Origin of the sequence: Curtobacterium sp. PhB142 (assembly GCF_004341255.1) — a bacterium.
Classification (GTDB): domain Bacteria; phylum Actinomycetota; class Actinomycetes; order Actinomycetales; family Microbacteriaceae; genus Curtobacterium.
In genome coordinates this window covers 1-9205 of record NZ_SLUT01000019.1, presented here as the reverse complement: position 1 = coordinate 9205, position 9205 = coordinate 1, and the positions used below count along the sequence as shown (strand labels likewise).

The following is a 9205-nucleotide window of genomic DNA, read 5'->3' as shown; positions in this document are numbered from 1 at the left end:
GGCGCCCTCCGACGAGGAGATTGGAACCCCGTACCCCGTTACCGCATCGTAATATTTGTTGTGGGAAATGTAACCTGTTCGAGGGTCGTGTATTTTTTCGGAGCCCGTCTCGATTGAGGATGGGCTACCGGACGCGGTTGCTCACCTGGTGGATCGCTGGAGGAGCCCGTTCAGATGGGAGGATCGCCTCGTGCCGATCGAGCTTCCCGCAGGAGTCCTCGCCGTCGTCTTCGACGTCGGCGAGACGCTCGTCGACGAGTCGCGCGCCTGGTCCGCACAAGCGGAAGCGGCGGGCGTCCCACCGTTCACGTTGATGGGAGTGCTCGGTGCGCTGATCGCGCGTGGTGAAGACCACCGCCGAGTATGGGCGCTCCTCGGCGTCGAGAGGCCCGCGGGGCGCGCGCTGATCGAGGAAGCAGACCTCTATCCCGACGCGCTGCCGTGCCTTCGTGCGGCCGACGAGCGCGGCCTTGTCGTCGGCATTGCAGGGAACCAACCGGCGGGCGTGGAAGCGCAGCTCCGCACGGCCGGCTTCTCACCGCACTTCCTGGCTTCCTCCGCGGCGTGGGGCGTGGAGAAGCCCTCACCCGAATTCTTCGCTCGCGTCGTCGAGGAGGCAGGCCTCGAGGCCGGGTCGATCCTCTACGTCGGTGACCGCCTCGATAACGACGTCCTACCAGCACGCGCTGCCGGCATGCGGACCGCGTTCATTCGAAGAGGGCCGTGGGGTCACCTTCACGCTGAACGGCCGGAAGTACGTCTCGCGGACCTCCGACTCGACACCTTGGCGGACCTCAGCGACGCGCTGGTTGCTGGACCGCCGGCCGAGGTGCAGGTTACGTCTTGATCAGCAGCAGTCGGGTGCGACTGCGCTCAAGGGTGCCCGGCGATCAATCGGTCAGCGATGCGGCTCGGCGCGCCCAGCCTCGGTCGAGATCCAGAAACGTTGGAACACTCGTCCGTCGGCGTCGGTCACTTCGTTTTCGAACCGGCCACCGTTGCCCTCGATAACGCGGCGGGACCCGAGATTCTGCGGGTCACAGGTAAGCAGCACTTCCGGCAGACCACGGTGGTGAGCAGCTCGGAGGACGCCCTGGAGCGCCTGACTGGCAATGCCGCGGCGTCGGGCACTTGGCCGAACGCTGTAGCCGATGTGGCCGCCGTAACAGCGGAGGAAATCGTTGAACTCGTGGCGAAGCGCGATGCTTCCGAGGTACTCGTCGTCCTGGACCATCCAGTAGTAGCTGCAGGTGACGAACCCCTCGCCCGCTGGGACGTCTTCCTCGGCACGCAGCTGCATCACCCACTCAGCGAATCCGGCTTCCGTCGCCAACAGGGCTGCGTCACGAATGCCGGCACCGTCCTGGTGCGCGCCCTCCCACTCGAGCATGGACTGCTGGAACGATCTGAAGAGCCGTTCGGACGGCCGCTCAAGCTGCATCCCGTGATCCTAGGGCTGTCTCAGTTGCCGATCCTTCATCGGCGGGTCGCGCTCAAGTTCGCCGGCTCTGGGATCCTCGTCACGTGAGCATCCTCGGCAGCCGAGCAGTACTCGAAGTCATCTCACCAGAGTTGGCCCGTCGCATCCTCGCGCGCGACGAGCGTCCTGGTGACCGCTGGCATCCCGAGTACCCGTTCGCTGATGAGCTGGATCCACTCCGCTCCCTCGCTTTGAAGCCAGAAGCGGAGCCCGACTTCGGTATGTACCTCGTCCGGCGTCGATCCGATGGTCTTGCCGTTGGCGGGTTCGGCTTCTTCGGCCCGCCAGACGAAACAGGGACGGTGGAGTTCGGTTACGGCCTCGTTCCCTCAGCTCGAGGGGCTGGCCTCGCGACGGAAGCCGTTCAGATAGCCCTTCAGCACGCTGCAACGCGTGGAGCGAAGATCGCGGTCGCTGACACGGACGTCGAGAACGTCGCGTCGCAGCGAGTCCTCGAGAAGAACGGCCTCATCGAGGTGAGGCGCGACCCGTCTCTCGTCGTCTACCAACGAATACTCGCCGTTCGATAGCGGATCGGCTAGCGAGACGCTGTGACGGAGGTGCTGGATAGGGTCCGGAGGCATGGAAGCAACGACGCTTGAACCTCGCACCCTGCTCGCCGGTGACACCGTCGCGATCGTTTCGCCGGCGTCCTGGCCAGAGGACTCCGTGCCTGGTTGGATCGCCCAGCAGGTCGAGTCGTGGGGTCTGCGAGCAGTCATTGCGCCGCACGCACTCGATCACCGCGGCTACCTCGCCGGCACCGATGCCGACCGGATCGCAGACCTTAACAACGTAATTCGAGACCCAGAGGTCCGAGCCATCATCGCGTCCACCGGCGGTTGCGGCAGCTTCCGGATCGTCCGGGACGTCAACGTCGACGCCCTCCGCGCCGATCCCAAGGTGCTGGTCGGATACAGCGACATCACCGCGCTGCACTGTGTGTGGGATGCTGCCGGCGTCCCGACGCTGCACGGTGCGATCGCCGGCGCTCACGCTGACCACATCCGACGGCTCCTTATGGAGGGCGCCCACACCGTCGTAGACGCCGACGATCGCGCCCTCTCGGCGGAGCTCACCACAGAGGGGCGTGCGGAGGGGGCGCTCTTCGGCGGCAACCTCGAGTTGCTGGCGCGGTCGGTCGGGGTCGTGGACCTCGACCTCGCGGGTAGGATCTTCCTCCTCGAAATCAACCGCGCCGCGGGCCTGGGCATGGTGGATCGGGCACTGACACAGCTGCGGTACTCCGGCGCGCTCGACGGCGTTGCCGGCGTCGCGCTCGGGAGCATCGACCAGTTCGCCGGCTACGACGACCGCGGCTGGACGATCCTCGACACGCTCCGTGACCACCTCGACGCGCTCGGTGTCCCCGTGCTCGGTGGCCTGCCCCTCGGTCACATCGAAGACCTCGTCACCGTGCCACTCGGCACGCACGCCGTCCTCGACGTCGATCAGGCACGCCTGACGGTCTCCGCACCGTCCGGAACCTGATCCGCTAGCGGACGTGCCAGCTTCGCTCAGTGGGTGGTGGAGTCACTCGACGAAGCCCGAGTTGGCTCAGCCGCTGTTTCGTTCCGTTGGACTCGCCGTCGATACGCATAGGCGCCGACGAGATTGAGTACGCCGACGAGGAGCCACGTTGCAGCGATGAAGAATCGAAACGGTGATGGGTCAATCACCGCAAGAACGAACCAGCAGACGGACAACGCAACCCACACCCAGCCGATCCAGGGCTTCGGACGCCCGAGGAACCGCTCGATGACGCTGCGCTGCTTCGACTCGGTCACAACCGCGACCCTAACGGAGACGCTCGTCGGTGCCCGATAGCGGATCGGGCATCGCGCTCACTCCTCGTCGGCGCGCTCCGCTCGAAGGGCTCGCCTCCCTGCGATCCGCTGGAGGAGTTTCCGCAAGAAGACGAGCTCGATCGCCACCATCACCGCCAGGCCGAACAGGGCGAAAGCGATGCGCGCTGGACTGAAGCCGCCGCTGAGCACGTTCACCGGCAAGCCGACGAGCAACGCGGCCCCCGCAATGACGTTCCACCATGATGCGAGGAGCCCCGCGGGAGCGCGGTTCGTGAGTTCCGGGCGGTCTGTCGGATCGGTGCGATCCCACCAGGACGTCATGCGGGTACGGTACCCCGCCATCACAAGTACGCAGAACCCCGACCGCCGGTAGAAGACCAAGCGGATACTCATGCAGGAGCTCCCCGTACCTGCCCGTTAGCCGATCCTTCACCGGGCGATCGGGGGGCAATGGGGTGAGTAGGTCCGGCTGCTGAGATCAATGGATGATCCTGTAAGACACTGTGCTTCCGCGCCCTTGGTAGAAGCATTCGAGTAGCCATGGTCGGATCCGAAGCAGCTGCCAGTTGAAGTGGGCCGTAGCCCGTCGGGAGCGGTTCTGCGCACTGCGTGACGACGAAGCGGTGGCGGTGTTGAGTCGGGTGATGGGTTCCGACGAGACAGTCCGATGACGGGCATGTTTCCGTTGTGGTTCAGCGCGGTCGCCTCGCTGTCGATCATCGTCGCGGTCCTCTGCGCGGTGTGGGTCACGGTCGATGTGGTCCGGCGTCCGCAAGCCATGGCGGTGATGAACGTGGTGTGGCCGGTCACGATGCTCTTCGGCAGCGTCGCGTGGTTGACCTTCTATCGCCGGTCAGGACGAGCAACGCCGAGAGGGGCGGAGTCGACGGCTGGGAATCACTCAATGACGGTGGCTGTCGCGACGGGCACCAGCCACTGCGGCGCTGGCTGCGCCATCGGTGACCTCGTCGCCGAGTTCTCGCTCGCTGCGTTCCCAGCACTTGGTGTCCTTGTGGGACTTGGCCGGTGGTACCAGGATGAGATCTTCGCAGGCTGGATCCTCGACTTCGTCCTCGCGTTCGCACTCGGTATCGTCTTCCAGTACCTCTCCATCGCCCCGATGCGGAGCCTGGGGCTTCGCGCCGGCCTCATTGCAGCGCTCAAGGCGGACACTTTGTCCATCTCGGCGTGGCAGGTCGGGATGTACGGCGTGATGGCGCTGGCGCAGTTCTTCGTCCTTCCCGCTGTGTTCGGCGGCAGGGCAAACGTCGTCTCGCCTGAGTTCTGGTTCGTCATGCAGATCGCTATGCTCGCCGGCTTTGCAACTGCCTACCCGGTGAACTGGGCACTCATCCGCGCTGGTATCAAAGAGAAGATGTGAGCTGTGCGCACCGTGTCCCTCCGCATCAGGGAATCGTTCTGGTTCCTCCCCGCAGTTCTTGGCATCGCCGCCGTCGTCACCGCGCAGCTGCTCGTGTCCCTCGATCAGGTCGTTCTGGGCGCTGGCGGCACACGTGTCGCGTTCCTGGACGCGTTGAGCGCGAGCGGTGGCCGGTCGATCCTGACGACCATCGGCACGTCAATGCTCACCGTCGCTGGGACGTCGTTTTCGATCACGATCTCGGTCCTCGCGACCACGTCGTCCACGTACGGCCCGCGCCTGGTGCGGAACTTCATGGCGGACCGGTCAAACCAGTTCGTTCTGGCAGCGTTCACGTCGACGTTCCTCTACGCGATCGTCGTGCTCCGATCCGTGCACACCGACGTCGATGATGGCACCGCGTTCGTTCCCGTCATCGCCGTGCACTTCGCTGTGCTCCTCGGCATCCTCGACGTCGGCGTGCTGGTGTTCTTCATCCACCACATCGCTGCGAGCGTGCAGATCACGTCAATGCAGACACAGGTCCAACGCGACCTCGGCGACGCGATCGACCACGTCTACCGTGCTGCGGACGACTCAGGGATCACGGTACGGCCGGTCGCAGTGCCGGAGGGTCAGCGGATCGACATCACCGCTGCAGCGGACGGGTACGTGCAGTCCGTGCGCTGGGAGCGGCTCGCGGCCTGGGCGTTTCGACAGGACCGTGTTGTCGATATTGAGGCGATGCCTGGGCGATACGTGATCGCCGGTGACGTGCTGCTGCGGGTCTGTGTCCCTGCAGGTGCACCGGGGGAGGGCATCGGTAACGATTCCGTCGAGCACCTACGTGCTTCGTTCACCCTTGGAACCGCGAGGACGCCGTTCCAGGACGTCGACTTCGCGTTGCAGCAGCTCGTCGAGATCGCTGTCCGTGGGCTCGCGAGTGGAACGAACGACCCGTACACCGCTGTCAGCGCCCTTGATCTCGCGGCAACTCCGATGGTGCCGATGTGGCGAGACCGATCCGCAATCACCGGGTACCTCGACACCGACGGCAACGCACGGGTGATCCCGCACTGGCCGACCCCAGAGGTCCTCGTCGACACCGTGTTCCAAGGCATCCGCACCTACGGCAGCGATCATCCGATCGTCGTCGCCGCCGCGCTCCGGTTCGCCGAACGACTCACGCACCACGCTCCTCCAACGCGGCACTCGCACCTCGATCAGACGATCCGCACGATCCGCACGCTCCGACGCAATCTGACCGAAGGTACCCCCAACCATGTCGTGACCGGCGACGACGGCATCGTGGGGTCGGAGTCCGGATCGTGAGCGTCCGGGTCGTGGCCGTGGTTGCACGAATCGGTGCGGGTGATGACCGCGCGGTTGAGATCAGTGTTGTCGCGGCGGATGCCCAGGCGGCGATGACGCTGGTCGGCGCGCGGTTGCCGCCAGGGTGGGAGATCAGAGGGATCACCGAGTCACCCGCGACCGACAGGCCAGATCGGTAGTCCTTCAGCGGTTCTTCACGAGCGTGACCCGTTCCGGTGCTGCCCGCATTCGGTGGAGGTTGCGTTGAGGTGTGGGAATGCGCGGCCGGTGGCGTTGTCGTTCCACCGTGTACTGCTGTCGTGGGTGGTTGCGGCGTGGTAGCCGGTGTGATGCAGCGGGAGTTCGCAGCGCCATCGGTCGAAGGTGCTCGGGCATGTATCTGAAGCGTGCTGGTCCTGATGTGTGGCGGTGTGCCGTGTTCGTGGGTGCGTGTCACTGTTGCGGTCTGGTCCGGTAACGGTGACGATCGGGCGGTGGAAACGAAGACAGTGCAGCGGACGCGCGGGGTTGTGCGGACGGGGAATGTGGCGGTCGCGAAGCGGGCGTTGGGGCGGACGCACGACGCGATTGAGCTTGAGGTTGAAGTGGACGGGGCTGCGTTTCAGTTCGAGGAAACTGTGGTGGCGTCCGAGCGGCTGTCGTTGGAGTCGACGTCGTCTACCGGAGTCGTGAGCGGCACGATCCGGACCGGGAACCAGATGGTGGTGACGTGGCTGAAGTCCGGCCGTGGGTCGATCGGTGAGCATCGAGCGCCGATCGGGCGGCCGATCCTGTTCCATCAGGGCGCGGAACCCTTTCGCTGGGTGTCGTTTCAGCAGGACACGTTGCGGATCGACCGGACTGTGGTGCGCAACGTCGCCGCGGCCCGGGGCGGTTGGGAGCCGCAGCCGTTGGAGTTCAAGCCGCACCATGTTCCGGAAGGCTCCACGCTCGCGGCGTGGTGGTTGATGGTTCGCCAAGTTGCCGCCGAGATCCTCGAAGGCCCTGCCGAAGTGTCGGCAGAGCGTGACGAGGAGCTCACTCGTGTCGCTGCTGCCGGATTGCTGACCGCGATTCCGCACTGGCCTGCCGGCGCCCATGGCAGTTCGCCGGCACGGGCGCGGCTCGCCCGCGCGGAAACGTTCCTCCTGGAACACGCGGCCGAGACCATAGGGGTGCAGGAGATAGCCGAGGCGGCCGGGATGAGCGTGCGGGGGCTGCAGTCCGCATTCCAGCGCGCGCACGAGACCAGTCCGCTTGGCTATCTTCGCGGCATCCGGCTGCAGATGGCACACGGGCTGCTCAGCACGGCGGAGGTCGACTCGGTCGCTGCTGCAGCTCGTCAGGTGGGGATGTCGCATCTGAGTCGCTTCGCGGCCGCGTTTCATGCTGAGTTCGGGGAGCGGCCCAGCCAGACGCTTCGCGCAGCTCGAGCCGCGTCCTGAGCGGCACCGCTCCGCTGCGTCAACGCACGATCGAGAACCACGAGCCGATAGAACACTTCCCGCTGCTTCGGCGTGACCCCATCCGGGATGGTCAGCACACGAACCCCCGTGAAGCGACACGGCCAATGGCGGCCTCAGACCAAACGGCTGCGCCGTCACGGTCGTTCATGCGGACGGCCCTGTGAAGAAGTCGCCGTAGCTGGGATCGACGATGTCATCTTCGGGTTCCACGGGGTCGGGAAGATCATGCAGGCGCGCATACACGATCGCTGCGATCTCATCAGGAGCTCGCAGGCCCCGGCGGTGCCATTGCTGCCGATGGATCCGCGTGCCGCCGGGCGCTGCAGGCTGCTGAGCCGTCTCGAGGGCCGGATCGTCGATTGCTGGGGCACCGTCGCCTGGAAGCGACAGCGAGCTAGCGGAGTCGAGAGCGGCCATCACGACACGCTCAGTACGACCATGACAAACGCGGACAGCGCCGTCGCGATCACGGCGATCCCGACCGCGACACGCGCCACAACGCGATCACGACGCGCCTGCCGAACCTCCGGCAACATCGCGACACCCTCGCCTGCCGCGTACGGCGTGCTGGCGCGTGCGGCGGCACTACTCACCTTCACCTTGCGGATCCTCACCTCGTCGCGCACCGGTGGCGGTGCATCAGCAGAAGCGTAGGAACGCAGCCCCAAGTTCACTCAGTTCTTGAAGGAAGAGCGTTATCTGGTCATTGGTGCGGTGGAATCGAGGACGTTCTGCACGGCGGCGGCCAGTGCTGCGATGCGCCGTGCTTCCTCGGTCGGGACGGCGTCGAGGAGTTCCAGGACGGCGTCGGGGAGTTCGCCGTAGACGGCGCCGAGGGCGGCTCTGGCTTGACTCGTGAGGTACAGCACACGGGATCTGCCGTCTTCCGGGTCCCGCTGACGATGCACCAGGCCTCGCTTCACGAGTCGGTCGAGGAGCATGGAGACAGCCGCACCGGTGACACCCAGTGTTTCCGCGATCTGGCGGGGATGCGCGGGGACACCGGCGGCCGCTGCGGCGGCGACGTATTGCAGCGCTTGGAGCTCGTTCGCGGTCAACCCCACTTGCGACCGAGCACGGTTCTGCAGCATCATCTCCGCGACCCGGAGCCGGTTCACGGACTCCAGCAACAGCACCCCTGCAGGCACTGCTCCCGCTCCCGCCACGCTCATCAGCTCCTACCCATGTCGGCCAGTGTCGCACGGCCGCATCCTGGAGGACCCAGACGGTCAACGGCGGCAGCATCCGCTTCCCTCGGGCTGACCAATGGCGCACCATGGCCACAGAACAACCTCGCCTCGAGTAGCGATCCGGTTGGAGGTGCTGCATGCACTGGCAAGAGGTCGTCGATGTCGGCCGATCCGATGCTGCCGCGCACCGCGATCGTGCCGTCCTCGAGCGGGCAGGCGCTGCGCGCTGCACCGAAGAAGCACGAACTGCCACCGACCTCGACAGTGAGTTGTTGTGGCTGATGCGCGCGGTGCAGCAACGCTCTGCTGCAGCAAGCAACGAGATCGCCTCCGAAATCAGCGAACGCATCGCCGACCACGCCGAACGCGTCCTCCACGCGCAGCAGTGACCTGACCGGGGCGTGCGCCAGGCACCTCGGTCAGCAGTGATGGGTCGCGGTGAAGATAACGGAACTGTAACGGCGGGTCGGAAGACCCAACTCGTCCGGTGCGGGTGCCGAATAGCTTGCACAGACCGGGAACCACCCGGAGCGCTCACCAGCCGCACATTGCTGGTTCTCCACCCTGCACCAGGGTGTGTTCGGCGCGCA

13 protein-coding genes are annotated in these 9205 nt (G+C 65.7%); 7 read left to right on the top strand and 6 right to left on the bottom strand.

The annotated features are described in order from the left end of the window. Nucleotides 1–190 precede the first annotated feature (190 nt). Nucleotides 191–847, top strand: coding sequence for an HAD family hydrolase (locus EDF31_RS19665; protein ID WP_131847760.1), 657 nt, complete (start codon nt 191–193; stop codon nt 845–847). 51 nt (nt 848–898) lie between these two features. Here EDF31_RS19665 and EDF31_RS19660 read toward each other — a convergent pair whose 3' ends face one another. Continuing rightward, nucleotides 899–1441, bottom strand: coding sequence for a GNAT family N-acetyltransferase (locus EDF31_RS19660; RefSeq protein ID WP_131847758.1), 543 nt, complete (start codon nt 1439–1441; stop codon nt 899–901). An 83-nt stretch (nt 1442–1524) separates the two neighbouring features. On the opposite strand from EDF31_RS19660, the gene EDF31_RS19655 reads away from it, so the two are divergent. Continuing rightward, entirely contained in the window at nt 1525–2010 is a 486-nt protein-coding gene (locus tag EDF31_RS19655) for a GNAT family N-acetyltransferase (protein WP_131847756.1), read from the top strand. Between the two features lie 52 nt (nt 2011–2062). Then, nucleotides 2063–2971 (top strand): LD-carboxypeptidase, encoded by a 909-nt coding sequence (locus tag EDF31_RS19650; protein ID WP_131847754.1) that lies wholly within the window; start codon nt 2063–2065, stop codon nt 2969–2971. 26 nt (nt 2972–2997) lie between these two features. Here EDF31_RS19650 and EDF31_RS19645 read toward each other — a convergent pair whose 3' ends face one another. Beyond that, complete coding sequence (locus EDF31_RS19645) at nt 2998–3267, bottom strand: hypothetical protein (RefSeq protein ID WP_131847752.1); 270 nt, start codon at nt 3265–3267, stop codon at nt 2998–3000. Nucleotides 3268–3324: 57 nt separating this feature from the next. Beyond that, entirely contained in the window at nt 3325–3609 is a 285-nt protein-coding gene (locus tag EDF31_RS19640) for a hypothetical protein (RefSeq protein ID WP_131847750.1), read from the bottom strand. Nucleotides 3610–3955: 346 nt separating this feature from the next. Between EDF31_RS19640 and EDF31_RS19635 the strand changes: the two genes are divergently transcribed. From EDF31_RS19635 to EDF31_RS19625, 3 genes are all read left to right on the top strand, one after another. Next, the gene (locus EDF31_RS19635) at nt 3956–4669 is read left to right on the top strand and encodes a DUF4396 domain-containing protein (RefSeq protein WP_131847748.1); all 714 of its coding nucleotides are present in this window, start codon (nt 3956–3958) and stop codon (nt 4667–4669) included. A 3-nt stretch (nt 4670–4672) separates the two neighbouring features. Further along, nucleotides 4673–5980, top strand: coding sequence for a DUF2254 domain-containing protein (locus EDF31_RS19630; protein WP_131847746.1), 1308 nt, complete (start codon nt 4673–4675; stop codon nt 5978–5980). 473 nt (nt 5981–6453) lie between these two features. Continuing rightward, nucleotides 6454–7404 carry an AraC family transcriptional regulator gene (locus EDF31_RS19625; RefSeq protein ID WP_165901518.1) on the top strand — a complete coding sequence of 317 codons (951 nt, stop codon included), beginning with the start codon at nt 6454–6456 and terminating at the stop codon, nt 7402–7404. Between the two features lie 165 nt (nt 7405–7569). Here the strand turns inward: EDF31_RS19625 and EDF31_RS19620 are convergent, their stop codons facing one another. The 3 genes from EDF31_RS19620 to EDF31_RS19610 all read right to left on the bottom strand — a co-directional run bounded on the left by EDF31_RS19620 (nt 7570) and on the right by EDF31_RS19610 (nt 8597). Beyond that, on the bottom strand, nt 7570–7842 hold the full coding sequence (locus EDF31_RS19620) for a hypothetical protein (RefSeq protein ID WP_131847742.1): 273 nt from the start codon (nt 7840–7842) through the stop codon (nt 7570–7572). After that, on the bottom strand, nt 7842–8051 hold the full coding sequence (locus EDF31_RS19615) for a hypothetical protein (RefSeq protein ID WP_131847740.1): 210 nt from the start codon (nt 8049–8051) through the stop codon (nt 7842–7844). The genes EDF31_RS19620 and EDF31_RS19615 overlap by 1 nt, the downstream gene beginning before the upstream one ends. Before the next feature lie 69 nt (nt 8052–8120). Continuing rightward, complete coding sequence (locus EDF31_RS19610) at nt 8121–8597, bottom strand: MarR family winged helix-turn-helix transcriptional regulator (protein WP_131847738.1); 477 nt, start codon at nt 8595–8597, stop codon at nt 8121–8123. Between the two features lie 155 nt (nt 8598–8752). On the opposite strand from EDF31_RS19610, the gene EDF31_RS19605 reads away from it, so the two are divergent. After that, on the top strand, nt 8753–9004 hold the full coding sequence (locus EDF31_RS19605; RefSeq protein WP_131847736.1) for a hypothetical protein: 252 nt from the start codon (nt 8753–8755) through the stop codon (nt 9002–9004). The last annotated feature ends 201 nt before the right edge of the window (nt 9005–9205 follow it).

Excerpts from the sequence above, each read along its gene's own strand:
- EDF31_RS19635 (WP_131847748.1), top strand. The coding sequence starts at position 3,956 with ATGACGGGCATGTTTCCGTTGTGGTTCAGCGCGGTCGCCTCGCTGTCG.
- EDF31_RS19605 (WP_131847736.1), top strand. The coding sequence starts at position 8,753 with ATGCACTGGCAAGAGGTCGTCGATGTCGGCCGATCCGATGCTGCCGCG.
- EDF31_RS19610 (WP_131847738.1), bottom strand. The coding sequence starts at position 8,597 with ATGAGCGTGGCGGGAGCGGGAGCAGTGCCTGCAGGGGTGCTGTTGCTG.
- EDF31_RS19660 (WP_131847758.1), bottom strand. The coding sequence starts at position 1,441 with ATGCAGCTTGAGCGGCCGTCCGAACGGCTCTTCAGATCGTTCCAGCAG.
- EDF31_RS19650 (WP_131847754.1), top strand. The coding sequence starts at position 2,063 with ATGGAAGCAACGACGCTTGAACCTCGCACCCTGCTCGCCGGTGACACC.
- EDF31_RS19640 (WP_131847750.1), bottom strand. The coding sequence starts at position 3,609 with ATGACGTCCTGGTGGGATCGCACCGATCCGACAGACCGCCCGGAACTC.
- EDF31_RS19620 (WP_131847742.1), bottom strand. The coding sequence starts at position 7,842 with ATGGCCGCTCTCGACTCCGCTAGCTCGCTGTCGCTTCCAGGCGACGGT.